Below are 22825 nucleotides of genomic sequence, written 5' to 3' on the forward strand. Positions count from 1 at the left end.
GCTTGTCACCCGGCGCGGCGCGGTTTCAGGTTTCGATCGGGTCCGTTGGTGCAGACATCTCGTGGACAACGATCCGGCCGGCCGTGGCGGACAGGGCCAGACGGCCGTGCTTGAGGGCCAGCGCCTTCTCGCCGAACAGGGCGCGGCGCCAGCCCTGGAGCAGGGGCACGTCGGCCGTGTCGTCGTCGGCCACGGCCTCCAGGTCGTCGATCGTGGCGATGATCTTGGGCGCGACGCCCTCGTTCTCGCACACCGCCTTGAGCAGCACCTTCAGCAACTCGACCAGCGCGCCGTTGCCGCCGGACCGGCGGCTCCGTTCGGGCATGGCGATGGCCGAGACGTCACTGGCGAGCCCGCGTTCCACCGCCGCCAGGATGTCCGCCCCCGTGCGCGACCGCTCGAAACCCGAGGGGATGCTCCTCAACCGTCCCAGGGCCTCGATGGAGCGCGGGGCCGACGAGGCCACGTCGATCACGGCCTCGTCCTTAAGGATGCGGCCGCGCGGGACGTTCCGCGTCTGCGCCTCGCGCTCGCGCCACGCCGCCACCTCCATCAGCACGGCGATCTCGCGCGGTTTGCGCATCCGGCCGGCGAGCCGCCGCCACGCCTGCCGCGGGTCGGCCTGGTAGGTTTCCGGTGAGGTGAGGACCGCCATCTCCTCGTCAAGCCACGCGCCGCGGTCGGTGCGGAGCAACTCGCCCACCAGCGCCTCGTAGATCTTCACGAGGTGGGTCACGTCCGACAGGGCGTAGGCGAGCTGCGCCTCCGACAGGGGGCGGCGGGACCAGTCCGTGAAGCGCGAGGACTTGTCGATCTTCGCCTTCGCGAGGTCGTTGACCAGTTGCTCGTAGGAGACCGAGTCGCCGAAGCCGCAGACCATCGCGGCCACCTGGGTGTCGAAGAAGGGATGCGGCAGGGTCTTGCCCAGCATCCAGACGATCTCGAGGTCCTGCCGCGCGGAATGGAACACCTTCACCACGCGCTCGTCGCCCATGAGATCGACGAAGGGCTGGAGGTCGATCTCGGACGACAGGGGATCCACCAGCACGCCGCTGCCGTCCGGCGAGGCCATCTGGATGAGGCACAACTTCGGATAGTAAGTCGTCTCCCGCATGAATTCGGTATCGACGGTGACGAACGGCTGCCGGGCCAGGCGGTCGCAAACGTCGCGCAGGTCGGCGGTGGTGGTGATCAGGTCCATCTCCCGCCTATACGCAAGACTTCGCGCGATGGGGAGGGTCGGCGGGCACGGTCCCCATGCTTCACCGCGATTTGCCGGATCCCACGCGGCTCCCTTGGGCGGGGCGCCCCTTCCCCCGGTCACGGCGGCCGGGCCCGGTGTCGGCGACGTCGCCCTTGACTTGGGAGACCCCGCGTGAATGGTGCCCGCCTACCCCCCGAAAAGAAGCCGTCATGCACCGTTACCGTACCCACACATGCGGGGCATTGCGCCCGTCCGAAGTCGGGCAGACCGTCCGTCTCTCCGGCTGGTGCCACCGCGTCCGCGACCATGGCGGCGTCCTGTTCGTGGACCTGCGCGACCATTACGGCGTGACCCAGTGCGTGGTGGATTCGGACTCGAAGGCCTTCGCGGCGGCGGAGGCCGTGCGGTCGGAATGGGTCGTCCGCATCGACGGGCGGGTGCGCACGAGGCCCGCGGGCACGGAGAACGCCGAGCTGCCGACCGGCGCGGTCGAGGTCTACATCGACGAGATCGAAGTGCTCGGCCCGGCCGGTGAACTGCCCCTGCCGGTGTTCGGCGACCTCGAGTACCCTGAGGAGACCCGCCTCAAGTACCGCTTCCTCGACCTGCGCCGGGAGAAGCTGCACGCCAACATCATGAAGCGCGGCGCGATCATCGATTCGCTCCGCCGCCGGATGCGCGAGGGCGGCTTCTTCGAATTCCAGACCCCCATCCTCACGGCGTCGAGCCCGGAAGGCGCGCGCGACTACCTCGTTCCGTCCCGGGTCCATCCCGGCAAGTTCTACGCGCTGCCGCAGGCCCCGCAGCAGTTCAAGCAGCTGACGATGATCGCGGGCTTCGACCGCTACTTCCAGATCGCCCCCTGCTTCCGCGACGAGGACGCCCGGGCCGACCGCTCGCCGGGCGAGTTCTACCAGCTCGACATCGAGATGAGCTTCGTCACGCAGGAGGACGTGTTCCAGGCGGTGGAGCCGGTGCTGCGCGGCGTGTTCGATGAGTTCGCCGAGGGCAAGCGCGTCACCAAGGAGTTCCCGCGCATCACCTACGCCGACGCGATGCTGAAGTACGGCGTCGACAAGCCCGACCTGCGCAACCCCCTCCTCATCGCCGACGTGACCGAAGAGTTCGCCCGCGACGAGGTGGAGTTCAAGGCGTTCAAGGGCGCGATCAAGGCGGGCGGCGTCGTCCGTGCCATCCCCGCGCCCGGCGCGGCCGGGCAGCCGCGCTCCTTCTTCGACAAGCTCAACGACTGGGCGCGCTCCGAGGGTGCGCCGGGCCTCGGCTACGTGGTGTTCGAGGACGAGGGCGGCCAGCTCACCGGCAAGGGGCCGATCGCCAAGTTCATCCCCGCCGCCGTCCAGGCGACCATCGCCGAGAAGGCCAAGGTGAAGGCGGGCGACGCGGTGTTCTTCTCCGCCGGCACCGAGGCGAAGGCCGCCGGGCTCGCAGGCAAGGCGCGCATCCGCATCGGCGACGAGCTGAACCTGTCCGACAAGGATCAGTACGCCTTCTGCTGGATCACCGACTTCCCGATGTACGAGTGGAACGAGGAGGAGAAGAAGGTCGACTTCTCCCACAACCCCTTCTCCATGCCCAACATCGAGCGCGACGAATTCCTGGCCTTCGACGAGGCCGCGTTGGCCGCCGATGGGGAGACGGGCCCGCTGACCAAGCGTATCCTCGATCTCAAGGCGTTCCAGTACGACATCGTCTGCAACGGCGTGGAGCTGTCCTCGGGAGCGATCCGGAACCACCGCCCCGACGTGATGGAGAAGGCCTTCGCCATCGCCGGCTACGGCAAGGACGTGCTGGAGGCGAAGTTCGGCGGCATGCTCAACGCGCTCCGCCTCGGCGCCCCGCCCCACGGCGGCATCGCGCCGGGAGTGGACCGCATCGTCATGCTCCTGTGCAACGAGCCGAACATCCGCGAGGTCGTCCTCTTCCCGATGAACCAGCGGGCCGAGGATCTGATGATGGGCGCGCCCTCCGAGGCGACGGCCAAGCAGCTCCGCGAATTGCACATCCGCCTTAACCTGCCGGAGAAGAAGGCCTGAGGCCGTCGCCGTCACCGCGAACGCGGTGAGGCGACCGGGGTCAGCGGGACGACTCCCGGCGGGGCGCATCCCCGGGTCGTTCCGCTGCGCGCGCGAGGACGGTAGAGGGTATGAGCGACCTCACGGCCATCGTCGTCGCCCATGACAGCGCCGACGCCCTCCCCTCCTGCCTCGCGGCCCTGGCGCGCGAGGGCGTGCCGGCCATCGTCGTGGACAATGCGAGCCGCGACGCCTCCGTCGCGGTGGCCGAGGCGGCGGGCGCGCGCGTGGTGCGCAACGTCCGCAACGAGGGCTACGGAAGGGCCAACAACATCGGCATCCGGGCCGCCGAGGGCGCCCGCCACGTCCTGATCGTCAACCCCGACGTCGCGTTGCAGCCGGGCGCCGCCGCGGCCCTCCTGCGGGCGGTCCGGGACTGGCCGGATGCGGGGCTCTACTCTCCCCGGATCGTGGAGCCGGACGGGCGGTTCTTCTATCAGCCCCGCTCGCTCCTCGCGGCCTACCTGACAAACCCGCCGGGACGGCGCGACCTGCCGGAGGGCGACGCCTGCGCGCCCTTCCTCTCGGGCGCCTGCCTCATGGTGGAGCGCGGCCTCTTCCTCGCCCTCGGCGGGTTCGACGAGGCGATCTTCCTCTTCTACGAGGACGACGACCTGTGCCGCCGGATCGCCGACACCGGCCGGGCGCTCATCCATGTCCACGGGGCGGTGGCCCTGCACGGGCGCGGGCGGTCTTCGGCGCCCGAGCGGGGGCGGGTCTTCCGCTCCCGGTGGCATCTCGCGTGGTCGCGGGCGCATGTCAGCCGGAAATACGGCCTTCCCGATCCGAGCCTGCCGACGCTCCTCGTCAACCTGCCGAAGGCCGCCCTCGCCGCCCTCGCCTTCCGCCGCGCGGGCTTCGAGCGCTACGGCGGATCGGTGGCCGGGGCCTGGGCCGCGTGGCGGGGGCGGGATGCGATCCGGCGTGAGGGCCTCCGATGAGCCTCGCGCCACCCTTGGCGGCGGCCTTCGCCCTCGCCGCGCGCCTCCTCGCCACCGAGGGGTTCGAGGCTGAGGCGTGGAACGAGCGCCGCGATACCCTCTACCTTCGCCGGTCCGGCAGCCCGTTCTTCCTCAGGCTGTCGAACCATGCCCGGACGGCCAAGCAGCGCCGCCGCCGGACCGACATCCTCACGAGCCTCGTCCTCGATCGCCCATGCTCCCCGGAGCGGCTCGTCGCCCTGGTGCGCGGTGCCGTGCGGGACTTCGAGGCGAACGCGGCGCGGCGTCCTTAGTGCAGGGAAGCCCTCGCCTCGTTCATGCGGGCCTGCACTCGTGAATTGTTTTTGCTTCGATTTTTCCGGTCTCGGCTGACGCCTCCGTCCGGATCGATGCACGTCAGCGGCCGTCGAGACTTCCGGATCGCCCCCCTCCGCCGCCCGCGAGGGCGGCGGAGGGGGTTGTGTCCTACTCCGAGGACATGGCCGCCCCGGCCTCACCGCCCTCATGCGGGGTGCTGTCGACCGATTGCGCCTCGACCACCGCCGCCGCCGTGACGTTGACGATGCCGCGCGCCGTCACCGAGGGGGTGAGGATGTGGGCGGGCTTGGCCGGGCCGATCAGCAGGGGCCCGACGGGCAGCGCGTCGGCCAGCACCTTCGCGAACTGGAAGGCGATGTTGGCCGCGTCCAGGTTCGGGAACACGAGCAGGTTGGCCGCGCCTTTCAGGCGCGAGCCGGGCAGGACCCGGTCGCGGACCATCTCCTTGAGGGCCGAATCGGCCTGCATCTCGCCATCGACCTGAAGGCTCGGATCGCGCTCCTCGATGATCGCCAGGGCCTCGCGCATCTTCATGGCCGAGGCGGAGTCCGACTGCCCGAAATCCGAGTGGCTGAGCAGCGCGATCTTGGGCGTGATGCCGAAGCGGGCGACGTGGCTCGCGCTCGCCTGGGCGATCTCCGCGATCTCCTCGGCGGTCGGGTTCTGGCGGACATGGGTGTCGGTTAGGAAGTAGGGACCCTCGTTGGTGATGATCAGGCTCATCGCCGCGAGCTGCTTGATGCCCGGCTGAAGGCCGATCACGTCGCGGATGATCCGCAGGCGGGTCTCGAACCGGCCTTCGAGGCCGCAGATCAGGGCGTCCGCCTCGCCCCGCCGCACGGCGATGGCGCCGATGATGGTGCTGTTGGTGCGCACCAGGGTACGCGCGGCATCCGGGGTGATGCCCTTGCGGCCCGCGACCTCGAGATAGGTCTGGACGTAGGAGCGGTAGCGGGGATCGTCCTCGGGGTCGATCAGTTCGACGTCCCGGCCGAGGTGGAAGGACAGGCCGAAGCGCTTCATCCGGGTCTCGACCACCCGCGGGCGACCGACGAGGATCGGCTTGGCGACCTTGTCCTCGAGGATGGCCTGCACCGCGCGCAGCGTCCGCTCATCCTCGCCCTCGGCGTAGATCACCCGCTTCGGGTTTTCCTTCGCCTTGGAGAACAGCGGCTTCATGATGAGGCCGGAGCGGTGGACGAACCGGTCCAGGCTCTCGGTATAGGCGGCGATGTCCTCCAGCGGGCGTCCGGCAACCCCGGAATCCATCGCCGCCTGGGCCACGGCGGGGGCGATGCGCAGGATCAGGCGGGGGTCGAAGGGGCTCGGGATCAGGGATTTCGGGCCGAAGGGCCGTGCCTCGCCGCCATAGGCGCGGGCGACGACGTCCGAGGTGGTCTCGTGGGCGAGGCCCGCGATAGCCTTCACGGCGGCCTTCTTCATCTCCTCGTTGATCTTGTGGGCGCCGACATCCAGCGCGCCGCGGAAGATGTAGGGGAAGCAGAGGACATTGTTGACCTGGTTCGGGAAGTCGGACCGGCCGGTGCAGATCATCGCGTCCGGCCGCTCCTTCTCCGCGAGGTCGGGCATGATCTCCGGGTAGGGGTTGGCGAGCGCCATGATGAGCGGCTTCGGCGCCATCTCGCGCAGGAATTCCGGCTTGAGCACCCCACCGGCGGAGAGGCCGATGAACACGTCGGCTCCGGGGATCACCTCGGCAAGGGTCCGCTTCTCGGTCTCCTGCGCGTAGACGTCCTTCCAGCGGTCCATCAGCTCCGGGCGGCCCTTGTAGACCACGCCCTTGATGTCCGTGACCGTGATGTTCTCGACCCGGGCGCCCAGCGACACGAGGAGGTTGAGGCAGGCGAGCGCCGCCGCGCCGGCGCCTGAGGTCACGATCCGCACGCTCTCCAGGCTTTTGCCCGCGAGCTCCAGCCCGTTCAGCACCGCCGCCGCGACGATGATCGCCGTGCCGTGCTGGTCGTCGTGGAAGACCGGGATGTTCATCCGCGCCCGGCACTGCTCCTCGACCTCGAAGCACTCCGGCGCCTTAATGTCCTCCAGGTTGATGCCGCCGAAGGTCGGCTCGAGGGCGCAGACCACGTCGACGAGCTTGGTCACGTCCTTCTGGTCGACTTCGATGTCGAACACGTCGATGCCGGCGAACTTCTTGAACAGGACCGCCTTGCCTTCCATCACCGGCTTCGAAGCCAGGGGGCCGATGTCGCCGAGGCCGAGCACGGCCGTGCCGTTGGACAGCACCGCCACGAGGTTCTGGCGGATGGTGAGGTTGGCGGCCTCCTGCGGGTCGTCGTGGATCGCCATGCAGGCGGCGGCGACGCCGGGCGAGTAGGCGAGCGCGAGGTCGCGCTGGTTGCCGAGGGGCTTCGTCGCCTGGATCTCGAGCTTTCCGGGCTGCGGCAGCCGATGATAGATGAGCGCCCCGGCCTTGAGATCATCGGACATGTTGTCGGCCATCGATCGGGCTCCTGCTCGTCCAGCTCAGCGCATTGTCCGTCGGCCGGACGGAGATGCGTCTTGAGGGCTCTGTTGCAACGCCTGCGCAGAGGGCGCAACCCACACAACGAGACCCGTCTCCACCTCGCGGCTCTCGCGCGGAAGCACGGTTTCTCCATCGGTGCCTATTCCTACGGAAGGCCGAAGGTCCGCTTCCCCGAAAGCGGCCGGAGGCTGACGATCGGCCGTTATTGTTCCATCGCGGACAAGGTGGAGATCCTCCTCGGGGGCGATCACCGGCTCGATTGGGCTTCGACCTATCCCTTCGCCGCCATGCGCTGCCATTTCCCGGACGCGGATGCCCCTGCGGACTATCACGCTTCGCGGGGGGACGTGGTGATCGGGCACGACGTCTGGCTGGGATCGGGCTGCATGATCCTCGCCGGGGTAACCCTCGGCCACGGTGCGGTGGTGGCGGCCCGGGCCGTCGTCACCAAGGACGTGCCCGCCTACGCCGTCGTGGCCGGCAATCCGGCCCGCGTCGTCCGGCACCGCTTCGCCCCGGAGGAGGTCGAGGCCCTCCTCGCCACGGCATGGTGGGACCGGCCGCACGCTGAGGTGAGCCGCCTCGTCCCCCTGCTCCAGGGCGGAAGGATCGCGGACCTGCTGGCCGCGTTGCGCCGTCCCGGGGAATCCCGTAACGGCGTGGCCGCGCCCGCATCCCGCGCGGCGGCCACCACCGACCTTGGACCGAGGCGATGAGCGACACGCCCCCCGACCGCCTCGCGGCGAACCCCAACAGCCCCTTCTACGACGAGAAGGCCCTGGAACGGGGCGTCGGCGTCCGGTTCAAGGGCGTCGAGAAGACCAATGTCGAGGAATATTGCGTCAGCGAGGGCTGGGTACGGCTCTCGGCCGGCAAGACCCTCGACCGGGCCGGCAACCCGATGACGGTGAAGCTGAAGGGCGCCGTGGAGCCGTATTTCCGCGAGCCGGCGGCCGGGGAATAGCAGGTCGGTCTGCATAGGGGGCCGAGCGGGACGCGTCTGCGGCCGGTGCCATCCGGCCCGCTTCTTTCACCTGAGGTGCGAGCGGGGCGGCTTTACCGCATCTCGGAGCCCGGCCGGGAAAGTCCCGGCCGCCCTTGAAGCCCTCCTCGTCTTCGCTCCACTCGCAAAAACGGAGGGCGCGACAACCCTTTCGGCCGGACTCTCAGGATAAGGGTCGGGCTTTGCCGCTCCGAGGGCGAGGATCGGGGTTCTCCCGTTCCGAACGGCACACGCGCCGCAGGGCTTCGAGGAAGGGCGCAGAAAGTGCCCTCACCCCACCAGGATCCGCCCGTCCAGGCCGATCACCCGGCCGAGGCCCCGGACGCGATTGAGCAGGCGGTCGCCGTTCAACTCGGTCCATTCCGGCGGCAGGCGCAGGGTCACCTTGTTGTCCTCGACGGAGATCGGCGCGCGGGGCAAGGCGCCGTCCATGCCCGCCGACATCGGGAAGGCGACGCGCAGCAGCGCGCCGAGGAGGCGGGCGCGCTCGAACAGCCTCGGCCCGGCAAGGCTTCGCAGGACGGCGTTGGCCTTCTCCGGCGCCACGCCGTTGTGGCGCAGGGACACCGCGAGGCTGAGATAGGCCCGGCCCGGATGATCGACGCCCACGAAGGCGGCGTTCTGGATCACGGCGATCGACTGCTCGCCCCGGTAGTCCGGATGCGCCCGCCAGCCGACATCCGCCAGCAGGCAGGCGGCGTGGCGCAGGCGGCGCTCGTCCGTGGTCTCGGGGGCGTCGAGGTCCGCGATGAAGCGGTCCGTCCAGGCGATCAACTCGGTGCCATGGCCCGGCGCGCGGGCGCGCAGCCGGTTGAACTCCGCCGCCGAGGCGAGGAGCGGGTCTGCGAGGCGGCTGTCCCGGTCGAGCTGCTCGAACAGCAGTCCCTCCCGCACCCCCGAGGCCGAGATCGCCACCGCGCGGGGGCGGCCGGCCCGGATGATCTCCTCCAGGACCAAGGCGCCGTAGGCGAGCAGCGGGCGCCGGGCCTCGGACACCATCTCCACGTCCTGCAGCAAGGCCGCGTCGGTCTGCTCCACGATCTGCAGGAAGCTCAACTCGTCCGTGGGATCGACGGTGTATCCGTGCATCACGTGGACCGGATAGCCGCGGGCCGCCTGATGCAGCCGCGCGATGGCCCGCCATGTGCCGCCGACCGCGTAGAAGGTCCGGCCTTTCAGGGTCTCCAGTTGCGGCTCGGCCTTGCGCATCTGCTCGCGCACGATCTTGGCGGCCTTCTTCAGCGACCCGCCGGAGAGGTCTTGGAGCGTGAGCCCGCCGAGGGGCATGGTCACGCCCTGGCCGACGACGGCCCCCCGCACGTCCACGAGCTCCAGGGAGCCGCCGCCCATGTCGCCGACCACGCCGTCCGGCGCGAAGAACCCTGACACGACGCCGAGCGCCGAGAGTTCCGCCTCCCGCCGCCCCGACAGGAGCTGGATCTCCTGCCCGCAGGCCTCCTCGGCGGCGTGGAGGAAGTCCGGCCCGTTCTGCGCGTCCCGGGCGGCGGCCGTGGCCAGCACGAAGACCTGCGACACCCGCATGGTCGCGCACAGGATGCGAAAGCGGCGCAGGGCCATGAGGGCGCGGGTCACCGCCTCGTCGTTCAGGCGGCCCGTGGTGAAGACGTTCCGGCCGAGGCCGCAGAGCACCTTCTCGTTGTAGAGGGGGGTGGGCGCCCGGGTGAGGCCGTCATAGGCCACGAGGCGCACGGAATTCGAGCCGATATCGATGATGGCGACCGGCGGATGCGGCGCATCGGCCGACGGGACCACCCGGTCGGCAGGGAGCGAGAGGGCGCTGGGGCTGGCCAAGCGTTCGGTCCTACACGTTCGCGTCAAGGGGCCGCCCGTCGCGGCGCCCGATCGAGCCGGCGCCGTGGGGCGGCATCGGGGTCGTCGTCCACCGATCACCGATGGCGGACGATGGTTCCCCCTCGCGGTCCAGCCGCCCGGATGCGCACCGGATCGCGCCCGCGCGGCATTCCACCGTCATCCCCGCTGGGCGCGGCGGCTGAGCGCCCGGGGGCTCGACTTCTTGGACGACTTGCCCCGGCCCGACAGGCTGGGATTCGTCATGAAGTACTTGTGCGCGTTGAACGGTTCCTCCCCGTCGGCGGGCTGGATGCGTTCGCATCCGCCGGACGCCAGGACGCGCCAACTCTGCCGGTTGTCGAGGAGGTTCGCCAGCATGATCTGGTCAAGGACCTGTTGATGGACCGTGGGGTTGGTGATCGGCAGCAGGGCCTCGACGCGCCTGTCGAGGTTCCGGCTCATGAGGTCGGCGGAGGAGATATAGACGATCGCCTTGGGATGGGGCAGCCCGACGCCGTTGCCGAAGGCGTAGATGCGCCCGTGCTCCAGGAACCGCCCGACGATCGACTTCACGCGGATCATCTCCGACAGGCCGGGGATGCCCGGCCGCAGGCAGCAGATGCCGCGCACCACGCAATCGATCTGCACCCCCGCCTGCGACGCGTCGTAGAGCGCGTCGATGATCTGCGCATCGACCAGCGAGTTGCACTTGATCCAGATCGCGGCCGGCCGCCCGGCCTTGGCGTGGGCGACCTCCGCCTCGATGTGCTCCAGGAGGCGGTTCTTCAGCGTTAGCGGCGAGACCGCCATCCGCTCCAGTTCGGCCGGCTCGGCATAGCCGGTGATGAAGTTGAAGATGCGGCTCACGTCGCGCGCCACAGCCGGGTCGGCCGTGAAGAACGACAGGTCCGTGTAGATGCGGGCGGTGATCGGATGGTAGTTGCCGGTGCCGACGTGGCAGTAGGTGACGAGGCGGTCGCCCTCCCGGCGCACCACCATCGACAGCTTGGCGTGGGTCTTCAGTTCCACGAAGCCGAACACCACCTGCGCGCCCGCCTTCTCCAGGTTGCGCGCCCAGCGGATGTTGGCCTCCTCGTCGAAGCGGGCCTTCAACTCCACGAGGGCCGTCACCGACTTACCGAGTTCCGCCGCCTCGGCCAGCGCGGCGACGATCGGCGAGTTCGAGGAGGTGCGGTAGAGCGTCTGCTTGATGGCGACGACGTTCGGATCCCGGGCGGCCTGCGCGAGGAACTGCACCACCGAGTCGAAGGACTCGTAGGGGTGGTGGACGATGAAATCCTTCTGCCGGATCGCCGCGAAGACGTCGCCCCCGCTCTCGCGGATGCGCTCGGGGAAGCGCGGCGCGTAGGGCTTGAACTTCAGGTCCGGCCGGTCGATCCCGACGATCTGCGACAGTTCGTTGAGGGCGAGCATCCCTTCCACGAGGAACACCGCGTCGGAGGAGATCTCCAACTCGTCGACGACGAAGTTGCGTAGCTCCTCCGACATGCCCGCCTCGACCTCGATGCGGATCACGACGCCCCGGCGTCGCTGCTTCAGGGCCGATTCGAAATGCAGGACGAGGTCCTCGGCCTCCTCCTCGATCTCGAGATCGGAATCGCGCACCACGCGGAAGGCACCCTGGCCCTTCACGAGGTAGCCGGGGAACAGGCGGGCCGTGAACATCACGATCACCTGCTCAATGGCGATGAAGCGGGCCTTGGTCCCGCTCTCGCCGGCGGGCAGGCGCACGAACCGGTCGAGGAGGCCGGGCATGCGGATGAGCGCCCGCAGCACCCGCCCGTCCCGGGGACGCACCAGCATCAGCGCGAGGGTCGTGCCGAGGTTCGGGATGAAGGGGAACGGGTGGGCCGGATCGATGGCGAGCGGCGTGAGGACGGGAAAGACGTAGGTGAGGAAGTAGTCTTCGAGCCACGTCGCCTCGTCGCCCGACACGTCGGCGGGCTCCACGAGGTCGATGTCGTTGGCGTGCAGTTCCGCGCGTAACTCGCGCCAGCGCGCCTGCTGGTCCGCCGCGAGGCTCGCGACCTCGGCGGCGATCCTGGCAAGTTGCTCCGACGGGCTCAGGCCGTCCTGCGAGGGCACGGTGATCCCCGCCCGGACCTGATCGTGCAGGCCCGCGACGCGGACCATGAAGAACTCGTCGAGGTTGTTGGCCGAGATCGAGAGGAAGCGCAGCTGCTCCAGCAGCGGGTGATTGGTGTTCGACGCCTCTTCCAGCACGCGCCGGTTGAACTGGAGCCAGGACAGCTCGCGGTTCACGAAGCGCTCGGGCGCATGGCGCAGGGCGCGGCCCGCCTCAATGACGGGGTCGTGGGCCGGCCCGGCGGCCGGTGCGGTCGGAGCGGCGGGCTCGGAGGCGGCGGGCCATTCGTCGCCCGGATCGGCGGCGGGCTTCGCCGCGGATTTCGGTGCGGCCTTCGCGACGGCCTTGGCGACGGTTCTGGGTGCGGCCTTCGCCCCCGCCCCGGCGGAGGTGGTCGCAGACTTCGGTCCCTCGGCCCTGGTGTCGGCGGCGCGGGCCGCCTTGGGCGCGGCGGCCGGCCTGCGGGCGCTGCTGGGCTGGGTCGGCGAGGCACCCGAGCCGGTCGCCGCATCCCCGTCATCCTTGCGGTCGAGGGATTTTGGCGTCGATTCCATGTGCGAGTTCCATCCCATGTCGCCGGACGAGCCGCGCCCCTTACCACCGCACCGGCGCCGCCGTCACGACAGTTCGATGACAGCGGGCCATTCAGCCTGCCTCGTCGTCGGCTCCCGCCTCGCCGTCGAGGCCCATCCGTCGCAGGACCGCGAGCGCCAGGGGGCGGCTGATGCGGCGGCCCCGCCCGAGGGCATCCCGGTCGAGCTCGGCCACCACGTCCCGTGCCCGGCCCAGGGACCGGTCGATGCGCAGGGCCACCGCTTCGATGACGCCCAGATCGACGATGAGTTGCCGGTCCACGAATAGTTTCACGAGCACCGCCCGCAGCAGGGCGTCGTCCGGCGCGTCAATGGCGACGCCCGGCGCGAGGCGCAGGCGCGAGCGCAGATCGGGGGTGGCGAGCCCCAGCGCATCGATGGGCCGCCCGCTCGTGAACAGCACCGGCGAGCCGCGCTCCCGCACGAGGTTGAGGAGATGGAACAGGGCCGCCTCGTCCCGCCCCTCCGGCCGATCGACATCCTCGATCACCAGCGCCCCGTTGGAGACGAGGTGCTGCACCCGCTCGTGCGTGACGCCCGAGGCGGGGACGGTCCAAGCGTGGGCGCGCTCCGCCCAGATCGCCGCGAGATGGCTCTTGCCGCTCCCCGCAGGCCCGGTGAGCAGCAGCACGCGGTCCGGCCAGTGCGGCCACGCCTCGATCAGGCCGTAGGCCGCCTCGTTGGCATCGCCCACGAGGAAGTCCTCCCGGCCGTAGCGGGGATCGAAGGGCAGATCGAAGGTGAGCTGTCGCGGCGGGGTGTCGTTGGGCATGGGCCACCAGGGTTGGGGGTCGGCGGTCGCAGGTCAAGGGACGGGGGGCCTTCCGCGCCCGCCATCCTCGCTGCGCACCGGCAGGCGGGGCGGCACGGCAGTCCCGACTCGCGCTCGCCTTCCCAACCCGCTAGAGCGAAACCGCAATCAACGCGGGAACACGCTGGCATGACGGCGGACGACAAAGGGCCCACCGGCCTCACCTATGCGCAGGCGGGCGTCGATATCGATGCCGGCAATGCCATGGTCGAGACCATCAAGCCCCTGGTGCGCTCGACGCGGCGGCCGGGCGCCGATGCCGAGATCGGCGGCTTCGGCGGCCTGTTCGACCTGAAGGCGGCGGGCTTCAAGGATCCGATCCTGGTCGCGGCCAACGACGGGGTCGGCACAAAGGTCAAGATCGCCATCGAGACGGGCCGTCACGACACGATCGGCATCGACCTCGTGGCGATGTGCGTGAACGACCTCGTGGTGCAGGGCGCCGAGCCGCTGTTCTTCCTCGACTACTATGCCACCGGCAAGCTTGTGCCCGGCGTCGGCGCCGACATCGTGCGCGGCATCGCCGAGGGCTGTCGTCAGGCGGGCTGCGCGCTGATCGGCGGCGAGACCGCCGAGATGCCCGGCCTCTACGACGGGTCGGATTACGACCTCGCCGGCTTCTCCGTCGGTGCCGCCGAGCGAGGGGCGCTGCTGCCGAAGCCCGGCATCGCCGCGGGCGACGTGGTGTTGGGCCTGCCCTCCTCGGGCGTGCATTCCAACGGCTTCTCCCTGGTCCGGCGCATCGTCGCCCGCACCGGCCTCGCCTGGGACGCGCCCGCGCCCTTCGACGGCGCCCGCAGCCTCGGCGAGGCGCTTCTGGAGCCGACCCGGATCTACGTGAAGCCCCTGCTGGCGGCCTTGCGCGCCACGGACGGGATCAAGGCGCTCGCCCACATCACCGGCGGCGGCTTCCCCGACAACCTGCCCCGCGTCCTGCCCGACGACGTCGGCATCGAGGTGGACCTCGACGCCTTGACGCCGCCGCCGGTCTTCGGCTGGCTCGCCCGAGAGGGCGGCGTGGCGCAGGCGGAGATGCTGCGGACCTTCAATTGCGGGATCGGCATGGCCGTCGTCGCCGCCGCCGGCTCCGAGGACGCCGTCGCGCGCGCTCTCACCGAGGCCGGTGAGGCGCCGGTCCGCCTCGGGCGCATCACCGCCCGCGGCGCCGAGCCGGTGACCTTCACGGGCACCCTGTCCCTCTGATGGCGGGCTCGGGCAAGGTCCGCGTCGCGGTCCTGATCTCGGGGCGCGGCTCGAACATGGTCGCCCTGGCCGAGGCCGCCCGCGATCCGGCCTATCCGGCCGAAATCGTTCTGGTGCTTGCCAACGATCCGCAGGCGGAGGGGCTGGCCCGCGCCGACGCGATGGGCGTGGCGACCCGCGCCATCGACCACCGCGCCTTCCCCGACCGCGCCACCTTCGACGCGGCCATCGATGCGGCGTTGCGCGAGGCGCAGGTCGATCTCGTGGTGCTCGCCGGATTCATGCGGATCCTGACGCCCGGTTTCGTCGAGGGGTGGGCGGGGCGGATGATCAACATCCATCCCTCGCTGCTCCCGCTGTTCAAGGGCACCCACACCCACGCTCAGGCGCTCGCGGCCGGCGTGCGGCTGCACGGTTGCACCGTGCATTTCGTGGTGCCGGAACTCGATGCAGGCCCCATCGTCGCCCAGGCCGCCGTGCCCGTGCATGAGGGCGACGATCCCGACAGCCTCGCCGCCCGGGTGATCGTGCAGGAGCGCCGCCTCTACCCGGCGGCGCTCGCGCTCATCGCGGGGGGGCAGGCGCGGCTCGAAGGCGACCGGGTCGTCATCGACCGGGTGCCGGCCGATGGGGCTCTGTTCAGCCTGTAAGCGGATCGCTGTCGTTCCGGGGCGCCGAAGGCGACCCCGGAACCCGGAACCGCCGACGCCGCAAGATCCAGACGCCGGCGGCGTATCAGGGTCCCGGGCTCCGCTGAGCGGCCCCGGGATGAGCGCGGTGAGATCAGACGGGGCGCTGCAGCTTGCAGGCGTCGAGGGCCGAGAGGGCCTTGGCGCGGGCGCTGTCGTTGAAATAGCCGGTGGTGCGGTAGGCCTCGATCTCGGACTCGTCGAGGGTGCGCAGGGTCTGCTTGGCGTAGCAGCCGCAGGGGCGCTCCAGGGACGCTTCGGGGGCGCTGGTCATGCGGGCCTGGACGACGGCGCAGGCGTGGCGCACGCGGCCTTCGAGGTTGGCCTTGCTCGCCGTCCGCAGGGCGGGATCGGGCTGGTACTGCTCGAAGGGGGCCGAGGAACCGCTCGCCAGGGCGGCGGTGGCGCCGAGCGCGAGGAGGCCGGCGGTCAAGAGGGAAAGGCGGCGGGTCGACATCGTGGCGGTGTTCCGAAGCGCGAAGGACTGACCCCGCTCTTGGACTCCCGAGGCGTCCACCGCGTCAAGGACGGGGCGGACACACCTGTCGGTCTTCATGCCGGGGCGGCGCTCGCCCCGGCATGGCGGCGGGGCATTGTGCCCCGCCGGCCACCGTCGCCTCAGGCGGCGATGTCCGAGTCCTGGAAGAACTGCGCGATCTCGATCTTCGCGTTCTCCTGGCTGTCGGAGCCGTGGACGGTGTTCTCGCCGACGGACTCGGCGAACTGCTTGCGGATGGTGCCCTCGGCGGCCTGGGCCGGGTTCGTGGCGCCCATCACCTCACGGTACTTGGCGACGGCGTTCTCGCCCTCCAGCACCTGCACGACCACCGGGCCGGAGGTCATGAACTCCACGAGCTCGCCGTAGAACGGGCGCTCCTTGTGGACCTCGTAGAATTTTTCTGCCTGGGCCTTGGTCATGCGGATGCGGCGCTGGCCCACGATGCGCAGGCCGGCGCCCTCGATCAGGGCATTCACCGCGCCGGTGACGTTGCGGCGCGTGGCATCGGGCTTGAGGATCGAGAAGGTGCGCTCGGTGGCCATGATCCGTCGGTCTTTCTGTCGAAGAAGGCTCGGTCGTGAGCTCGGGCGCACGAACCATGTCCGCATCGCTCCGCGGCCCGCGGTGGCTCGCGCGGCATCGGTGCCGGCGCGAAACCCGATAGGCGGCGGGCTTATAGCCTTGCCGTCCCTGCGCCTCAACCCGCCACGAGGCCGGGACGGCCGCCGCAGGAATCCGGGGATCCGTGGCGTTGCCGCAACACGGCCGAAAATTCGCCTGAATGCGGGGGCCTCATCGCCGCATCGGTCGCCGGCCAATCCGCCGGGGCCACCCACTATCCGGAGCTGTCCATGACGCCGATCCTGCGCCTCGCCCTCAGCCCCGCCTTCCTGCTCGGCGGCCTCGCCGCCGCCCAGGCCGAAACCCCGAAGGACCCCTCGGGCACGTGGCTCACCGGCGACGGCCGCGCCAAGATCCAGATCGACAAGTGCGGGACGAACGCGAACCTCGTCTGCGGCAAGGTCGTGTGGCTGAAGGTCCCCACGACGGAATCGGGCACCCCGCGTACCGACGTGAAGAACCCCGATCCGAAGAAGCGGGCTCGCCCGGTCATCGGCCTCCAGCTCATCGAGGGTCTGCGGCCCGACGATGGCAAGTTCTCCGGCACGATCTACAACGTCGAGGAAGGCAAGACCTACGACGTGAGCATGGAGCGCGAGAGCGAGGCGGAACTCAGCGTGTCCGGCTGCCTGCTCAAGATCCTCTGCGGCTCGCAGACCTGGACCCGTGTCCCGGCCGTGAACCAGCAGGCCGCGAACAAGAACTGACCCTCATCACCCCTTCGCCCGGCCGTTGCGACGCGGCCGGGACGGCCGCCTCCGTTCGCGATGACGGGGGCGGGGCCGTCACAGGCTCTAGATCGCGGCGAGGCCCCGCTGGACGCCGGGCCGGGCCAGCACGCGGTCAAGCCAGCGGCTGACATTCGGCAGCGTGGCGATCTCGACGCCCTGCTTGAAGTGCAGCTTCGCCCAGGTGACCACCGCGATATCGGCGATGGAGAAGTCGTCGGCGAGGTAGTCCCGCCCGTCGAGGCGTCGGTCCAGGACGCCGTAGAGGCGCTTGGCCTCCGTGGTGAAGCGGTCGATGGCGTAGGGCACCTTTTCGGGCGCGTAGATCGTGAAATGGTGGGTCTGGCCGAGCATCGGCCCGAACCCGCCGACCTGCCAGAACAGCCACTCGTCCACCGCCACCCGAGCCCGCTCGTCGGACGGATAGAACCGGCCGGTCTTGCGGCCGAGATACTGGAGGATGGCGCCGGATTCGAACACGGAGATCGGCGCACCGCCGGGGCCCTCATGGTCCACGATGGCCGGGATCTTGTTGTTCGGCGAGACCTTCAGGAAGTCCGGGGCGAACTGCTCGTTCTTGCCGATGTTGACCGACTGGATCGCGTAGGGGAGCCCGCACTCCTCCATCATGATCGGGATCTTCCACCCGTTCGGCGTGCTCCAGGTATAGACGTCGATCGGCCGCCCGGTGACCGCTGCCATCACTCGTTGCTCCTCGAACCCGTCGCCGGCGGGACGGCTTGTCGACCGTGAACGCGGACGCAGTGAAGACGATTTCCCCGAAACGCTCAAGGCGCCCCTCCCGAGCCTGTCACGTTTTCGTGAGTGGATGAGGCGGAAGCTCGGCTCCCTGTCCGTGGACAGGACTCCAGTCTCATGACCTGATGGCGACGCGCGCGGTCGCGCGCTGTTCGGAGATCGACTGGACCATGTTTCACAAATCCCTCGGGGCTGCCCTTCTGGCCCTATCCCTCGCCGCCGGGACGGCGGCCGTCGCCAAGGACGACGCACCGGCATCCTCCGCCGCCGCGGCGACCCCGGCAAAGCCCCTCTCCGCGGGGCAAAGTGCCGCCCGGGCGCGGCAGAAGACCTGCGGGGCCGAATGGAAGGCCCTGACGAAGGAGCAGAAGGCCGCCCAGGGGCCGAAGTGGCCGCAATACTGGAGCCAGTGCAACAAGCGCCTGAAGGGAAACGACAAGGCCTGAGCCGGTCCCTTCCCCCGCAATGAACTGCCGCCGCCGCCGTGCGTTCTGACTGAGCTTCCGCTCAGCTTGCGACGGAGAGAGGATGGACGCGCGGTGCCCTTCTAGCGCGCGGTGCCTCGCTGGTGCGCGGCGCCCCCATGCAACGCGCTGCCTTGGTGGCGCGCATCGTTCCGGCCCGGCCGAGGCGCCCGGCCGTGGCTGACTCCGCCTCCCCGGCGGCGGCATCCTCACGCCTCGATCGCCTCGTGGACCGGATCGACGGCTGGGTGCCGAAGCCCCACGCCTGGGCCTTCGCCCTGCGTATCTGGCTGGCGATGGTCCTGGCCCTCGGCGTCAGCTTCTGGCTGCAGCTCGACAGCGCCTCCTCGGCGGCGACCTGCGTGGCGATCCTGGCCCAGCCGAAGCGTGGGCAGGCCCTGTCCAAGGCGTTCTACCGTCTCCTCGGCACGCTCGTCGGAGCCGCCGTCTCCATCGTGTTCGTCGCCCTGTTCGGGCAGGACCGCGTGCTGCTGCTCACGGCGTTCACGGTGTGGCTCGGCCTCTGCGTCTTCGTCGCCCAATATCTGCAGGACACCCGGGCCTACGGGGCGATGCTCTCGGGCTACACCGTGGCGATCATCGCGCTGGCCCAGATCGACATGCCGCAGGACGCCTTCACCGCCGCGACGGGGCGCGTGGCGGCCATCGTGGTCGGCATCGTCGCGATCACCTTCATCAACGACGCGCTGGCCTCCCCGAGCACATGGCGCTCGCTCCTGCCCACCATGACCTCCGCCTGGGACGCCACGCGGGGCTACGCCCTCGACACCCTCCGGGACGGCGACCTCGGCCCGACGCGCACCGCTGCCCTCATCCGGACCATCGCGCCGATGCGTGCCGACGCCAACGCCATCGCGGGCGAGCTCGACGACGGCCCTTTCCGCGCGGCGGGCGCCCGTTCGTGCATCGCCGCCCTCTACGCGATGGCCGCCGCGATCCGCACCGTGGCCGCCGCGGCGGCGCATCTGGAGGCCCCCTCCCCCGCCGTGACGGAGGCCCTGGCGACCTGCCGCCGGATCGCCGCCGCGCCCGACGACACCGCCCTCGACGCCGACGACGAGCGCCTGCGCCGCCTGGTCGACGAGGCGATGCGCGACCCCTCCCGCCCCCTCGACGAGATCGTGGTGCTTCAGCGCGCCCTCGACTTCGCCTGCGCGGCCACCTTCGCCCATGACGGTTTGCGGGCGCTGGCGGACGGGCACGCCCCCCTGCGCGACACGACCCTGCCCACGCACCGGGACTTCCCCTTGGCCCTGCGCGGCGCCCTGCGGGTGGCCATCGGCTTCGCGGTCACCGCCGCCGCCTTCATCGCCCTGGGCCTGCCGCAGGCGTCCTTCGCCCTGGTCCAGGTGGCCGCGACGGCCGCCCTGTCATCGACCACGCCCGACCCGAAAAAGTTCTCCACCGGCGTGCTGATCGGAATGACCATCGCCGCGACCCTGGCGGGGATCGTGCGGTTCACGGCCCTCAACGGCGTGCAGGGCTTCCCGATGCTGGCCATCGCCCTTGCGCCCGTGATCTTCGCCGGGTGCCTCCTGTCGCTCAACCAGAAGACCTTCACGATCGGCTTCATCCTGATCGTGTTCTTCCCCGTGCTCCTCTCGCCCTCCAACCCTCAGAGCTACGATGCGGAGACCTTTCTGCTGAACGGCTTCCTCGTCATCGTGGCGGCGGTGATGCTCTGCCTCGTGGTGCGGATCGTGCTGCCGGTCTCGCCCGCGATGAAGCGGGTCTTCGCCCTCGATTCCGCCAGGCGCGCGCTGGCCTCGGCCCTCGTCGGCGAGGGCGGCGACGCCACCACGCGGACCAGCCTGAACGCCGACCGCCTGTTCCAATTCGCGGGCTACAGTTCCGGCAGCGGGGCGGTCCGGCGGGCGAATCTCACCCACGCCTTCGCCCTGGCGCGGCTTGAAGCCGCCGCCGCCCGGGCGCATGCGGAGCTCCGGATGCTGTGGCGCCTCGCGGCGATGCGGGAGGCGGTTCCGGCCGCCCGCGACGCCCTCGCCCGGGGCGACGACAAGGCCATGGAGGCGGCGGCCCGGGGGATCCTGGCGGCGGCAGCCGGGAGCGGGGAGACCCGCGGCACGCGCCTCCTGGCGGCCCGGGCGGTGAGCGACCTCGTCAGCACCGCCCGCACCATCGCCCACCATCGCCCCTTCCTGAGACGGCTGCAGGTCGCACCGTTCTGACCCGTCCCCGGCCGGGCCGGCTTCGCTTTCACCGCGGCGCCATCCCGACCGTCACGCCAACGAGAGGACCATGCACAAGGATCTGCACTTCGGCGGGGTGCTCGTGTCGAGCTTCGTCGGCTACGCCTTGATCGCCCTGGCGATCTTCATGGTGCTGCGCCTCGTGTTCGCACGGGTGCGGCTCAGCCGTTACGTCGCCAACGCGCCCCTGGCCGAGGCCGGGATCTACGTCTGTGTCCTCGCCCTGCTGATCGCCCTGACCCAATGAGCCAGACCACCGCCGACGAGGACGATCCCAAGAAGGCCGCCGTGACGGAGCCCGCCCCGCCGGCGGACCGCCCGCGCCGGGACGATCCGCCCCCGGTCCAGCCTGCCCGGACGACCATCACCCCGACGACGGCGCGGGGGCGGACCGCGAAGGTCGTTCGACTCGTGGCGACGGGGCTCATCCTCCTCGCCTCCTTCGCCGCGGCGGCCTTCGTCTGGCAGTTCTACGTCGAGGCCCCCTGGACCCGGGACGGCCGTGTGCGCGTGCAGGTCGCGACCATCGCGCCCCAGGTCTCCGGCCAGATCGTCGAGGTGAAGGTCACTGACAACCAGAACGTGAAAAAGGGCGACATCCTCTACGTGATCGATCCGGTCGACTTCGAGGTGGCCGTCGCCTCCGCCGATGCCGAGGTGAAGAACCGGCAGGCCGACCTCTCGGTGAAAAGCACCCAGGCGGCCCGGCGCGAGGCCCTGTCCACCGTCTCGACCTCGGTGGAGGAGAAGCAGATCTACGCGGGCAACGCCAAGATCGCCGAGGCCGCCTTGGATTCCGCGCAGGCGCAGCTGCGGCAGGCGAAGATCAACCTATCGCGCACCGAGGTCCGTTCGACGGTGAACGGGCGGGTCACCAACCTGCTGATGCGGGTGGGCGACTACGCCCGCAGCGGCACCTCGAACATCAGCGTGGTCGACACGGATTCCTACTGGATCGACGGCTACTTCGAGGAAACGAAGATGCAGAACATCCACGTGGGCGACAGTGCCGACGTTGCCCTGATGGGTTACGGCCCGCACCTGAAGGGACGGGTCTCCAGCATCACCCTCGGCATCTCGACGCCGAACGCCGCCCCCAGCACCCAGGGCCTGCCCGACGTGAACCCGGTCTATACCTGGGTCCGACTGGCCCAGCGCGTGCCCGTGCGGATCCAGATCGAGCAGGTCCCGGAGAACGTGCCCCTGGTGGCGGGCATGACCGCCACCGTCGTGGTCGGCGACGGGCGGGCGCCGGCGCCCACATGGTTCATGAACATCCGTGATCGCATCGCCGGCGCCCCCGCGACGGAGGTGAGCCAGCGCTAGTGCATCGATTTCGTCGGAGGCGTCAGCCGGGACCGGAAAAATTGATGCAAATACAATTCGCCAGTGCAGACACCCGTGAACGAAGTGAGTGCGCGTCTGCACTGGCGCTCCGACGGCTTCCGCGATCCACCCTTCCCCGACGCGCGACGTGTCCGGCCGGGCAACCCGTGCCTCGATCCAGGCGAGGGCGCATGGGCGATGGCGAGCCAAAGGATCGAGGGCTAATCAATTGCTGCGCCGGCGATCTTTATCCACTTGTGGACCATGCGCTAAGGCATTGATTCGTTGAAGCGATGCGCCTTTCCGCCGCCGCGCGCGCTAAAAAAACGGAGCTTGGCTAAACTTTCCGATTGACGACCCACGGAAGCGGGCGCAGTCTCCAATTGTGCTTCGCGAATGCAGGCACAGATCGCCCGCCCAGCCTCCGATAGTGCGGTCGATCGCTGAAGTCTACTTGATGAAGTCAAGGAGACAGGGATGACTCCACCCCAGCAGGTAGCCGCCTCGACGGAAACGGGTCACGTTCGGCCCGGGACCTAGCGGCCTTACAACGAACAACGTGATGGCAGTGGCCCCAGGGGCATGGAAGCGGCCGACAACGGCACGACTTCGAACACGCAAGACGCCCCACCTCAGCCACCCCGTCACAGTTCGGCTTCATCGCGACATCGGCCCGCCCGCACGGTTTTCCGTGGCGGGATTTCGTCATGGCCCTCGCTTGGGACAGCTGAGTCAGGCTGCCGCCCTGCCGCTACCCTCACCGTCATTGCGACCGGAGCGAAGCAATCCAGGGCGGCGGAACTTCTCAAATCGTGGCGCTGCTGGATTGCTTCGCTGTGCTCGCAATGACGGCGAGGGTGTTCACGCGGTTCGTGAGAGCGAGTTCGGTCATCGCCAACTCACATCCGCCCCTCGTCACT

General features: G+C 70.0%; 20 protein-coding genes. 12 read left to right on the forward strand and 8 right to left on the reverse strand.

Annotated elements, in window-relative coordinates:
• Positions 1-25 precede the first annotated feature (25 nt).
• A complete protein-coding gene (gene rnd / locus MFF06_RS19600; protein ID WP_238207123.1) occupies positions 26-1201 on the reverse strand; it encodes a ribonuclease D in 1176 nt (391 codons plus the stop codon).
• A gap of 212 nt (positions 1202-1413) precedes the next feature.
• On the opposite strand from rnd, the gene aspS reads away from it, so the two are divergent.
• From aspS to MFF06_RS19615, 3 genes are all read left to right on the forward strand, one after another.
• On the forward strand, positions 1414-3258 hold the full coding sequence (gene aspS, locus MFF06_RS19605) for an aspartate--tRNA ligase (RefSeq protein ID WP_238207125.1): 1845 nt from the start codon (positions 1414-1416) through the stop codon (positions 3256-3258).
• A 110-nt stretch (positions 3259-3368) separates the two neighbouring features.
• Positions 3369-4238, forward strand: coding sequence for a glycosyltransferase family 2 protein (locus tag MFF06_RS19610; protein WP_238207127.1), 870 nt, complete (start codon positions 3369-3371; stop codon positions 4236-4238).
• On the forward strand, positions 4235-4531 hold the full coding sequence (locus MFF06_RS19615) for a hypothetical protein (protein ID WP_238207129.1): 297 nt from the start codon (positions 4235-4237) through the stop codon (positions 4529-4531). The genes MFF06_RS19610 and MFF06_RS19615 overlap by 4 nt, the downstream gene beginning before the upstream one ends.
• A gap of 172 nt (positions 4532-4703) precedes the next feature.
• Here the strand turns inward: MFF06_RS19615 and MFF06_RS19620 are convergent, their stop codons facing one another.
• Positions 4704-7034, reverse strand: coding sequence for an NADP-dependent malic enzyme (locus tag MFF06_RS19620; protein ID WP_283207294.1), 2331 nt, complete (start codon positions 7032-7034; stop codon positions 4704-4706).
• Positions 7035-7106: 72 nt separating this feature from the next.
• On the opposite strand from MFF06_RS19620, the gene MFF06_RS19625 reads away from it, so the two are divergent.
• Both MFF06_RS19625 and MFF06_RS19630 read left to right on the forward strand, forming a co-directional pair.
• Entirely contained in the window at positions 7107-7775 is a 669-nt protein-coding gene (locus MFF06_RS19625; RefSeq protein ID WP_238207169.1) for a CatB-related O-acetyltransferase, read from the forward strand.
• Complete coding sequence (locus MFF06_RS19630; protein WP_238207131.1) at positions 7772-8023, forward strand: DUF3297 family protein; 252 nt, start codon at positions 7772-7774, stop codon at positions 8021-8023. The genes MFF06_RS19625 and MFF06_RS19630 overlap by 4 nt, the downstream gene beginning before the upstream one ends.
• Before the next feature lie 309 nt (positions 8024-8332).
• Here the strand turns inward: MFF06_RS19630 and ppx are convergent, their stop codons facing one another.
• The 3 genes from ppx to MFF06_RS19645 all read right to left on the reverse strand — a co-directional run bounded on the left by ppx (position 8333) and on the right by MFF06_RS19645 (position 13346).
• On the reverse strand, positions 8333-9874 hold the full coding sequence (ppx, locus tag MFF06_RS19635; protein ID WP_370876603.1) for an exopolyphosphatase: 1542 nt from the start codon (positions 9872-9874) through the stop codon (positions 8333-8335).
• Positions 9875-10051: 177 nt separating this feature from the next.
• On the reverse strand, positions 10052-12535 hold the full coding sequence (locus MFF06_RS19640; RefSeq protein WP_238207132.1) for an RNA degradosome polyphosphate kinase: 2484 nt from the start codon (positions 12533-12535) through the stop codon (positions 10052-10054).
• Positions 12536-12626: 91 nt separating this feature from the next.
• The gene (locus MFF06_RS19645; protein WP_238207134.1) at positions 12627-13346 is read right to left on the reverse strand and encodes a P-loop NTPase family protein; all 720 of its coding nucleotides are present in this window, start codon (positions 13344-13346) and stop codon (positions 12627-12629) included.
• A gap of 168 nt (positions 13347-13514) precedes the next feature.
• On the opposite strand from MFF06_RS19645, the gene purM reads away from it, so the two are divergent.
• Positions 13515-14588: a phosphoribosylformylglycinamidine cyclo-ligase gene (gene purM / locus MFF06_RS19650; protein WP_238207136.1), complete on the forward strand. Its 1074-nt coding sequence runs from the start codon at positions 13515-13517 to the stop codon at positions 14586-14588.
• Entirely contained in the window at positions 14588-15238 is a 651-nt protein-coding gene (gene purN, locus MFF06_RS19655; protein WP_238207138.1) for a phosphoribosylglycinamide formyltransferase, read from the forward strand. The genes purM and purN overlap by 1 nt, the downstream gene beginning before the upstream one ends.
• A gap of 133 nt (positions 15239-15371) precedes the next feature.
• On the opposite strand, the gene MFF06_RS19660 is transcribed toward purN, so the two are convergent.
• Both MFF06_RS19660 and ndk read right to left on the reverse strand, forming a co-directional pair.
• On the reverse strand, positions 15372-15734 hold the full coding sequence (locus MFF06_RS19660; RefSeq protein WP_238207140.1) for a hypothetical protein: 363 nt from the start codon (positions 15732-15734) through the stop codon (positions 15372-15374).
• 161 nt (positions 15735-15895) lie between these two features.
• Positions 15896-16318 carry a nucleoside-diphosphate kinase gene (gene ndk / locus MFF06_RS19665; protein ID WP_238207142.1) on the reverse strand — a complete coding sequence of 141 codons (423 nt, stop codon included), beginning with the start codon at positions 16316-16318 and terminating at the stop codon, positions 15896-15898.
• A 321-nt stretch (positions 16319-16639) separates the two neighbouring features.
• Here ndk and MFF06_RS19670 point away from each other — a divergent pair, with 321 nt between their 5' ends.
• On the forward strand, positions 16640-17104 hold the full coding sequence (locus MFF06_RS19670) for a DUF2147 domain-containing protein (RefSeq protein ID WP_238207172.1): 465 nt from the start codon (positions 16640-16642) through the stop codon (positions 17102-17104).
• Between the two features lie 87 nt (positions 17105-17191).
• Here the strand turns inward: MFF06_RS19670 and MFF06_RS19675 are convergent, their stop codons facing one another.
• Positions 17192-17827 (reverse strand): glutathione binding-like protein, encoded by a 636-nt coding sequence (locus tag MFF06_RS19675; RefSeq protein ID WP_238207144.1) that lies wholly within the window; start codon positions 17825-17827, stop codon positions 17192-17194.
• A gap of 227 nt (positions 17828-18054) precedes the next feature.
• Here MFF06_RS19675 and MFF06_RS19680 point away from each other — a divergent pair, with 227 nt between their 5' ends.
• The 4 genes from MFF06_RS19680 to MFF06_RS19695 all read left to right on the forward strand — a co-directional run bounded on the left by MFF06_RS19680 (position 18055) and on the right by MFF06_RS19695 (position 21905).
• Positions 18055-18330, forward strand: a complete 276-nt coding sequence (locus tag MFF06_RS19680) for a hypothetical protein (RefSeq protein ID WP_238207174.1) — start codon at positions 18055-18057, stop codon at positions 18328-18330.
• 194 nt (positions 18331-18524) lie between these two features.
• Positions 18525-20558, forward strand: a complete 2034-nt coding sequence (locus MFF06_RS19685) for an FUSC family protein (RefSeq protein ID WP_238207146.1) — start codon at positions 18525-18527, stop codon at positions 20556-20558.
• A gap of 70 nt (positions 20559-20628) precedes the next feature.
• Entirely contained in the window at positions 20629-20826 is a 198-nt protein-coding gene (locus MFF06_RS19690) for a DUF1656 domain-containing protein (RefSeq protein ID WP_238207148.1), read from the forward strand.
• Entirely contained in the window at positions 20823-21905 is a 1083-nt protein-coding gene (locus MFF06_RS19695) for an efflux RND transporter periplasmic adaptor subunit (RefSeq protein WP_238207150.1), read from the forward strand. Before MFF06_RS19690 ends, MFF06_RS19695 begins: the two co-directional genes overlap by 4 nt.
• Positions 21906-22825: the final 920 nt, after the last annotated feature.

It is taken from the genome of Methylobacterium aerolatum (assembly GCF_022179085.1).
Taxonomy (GTDB): domain Bacteria; phylum Pseudomonadota; class Alphaproteobacteria; order Rhizobiales; family Beijerinckiaceae; genus Methylobacterium; species Methylobacterium aerolatum.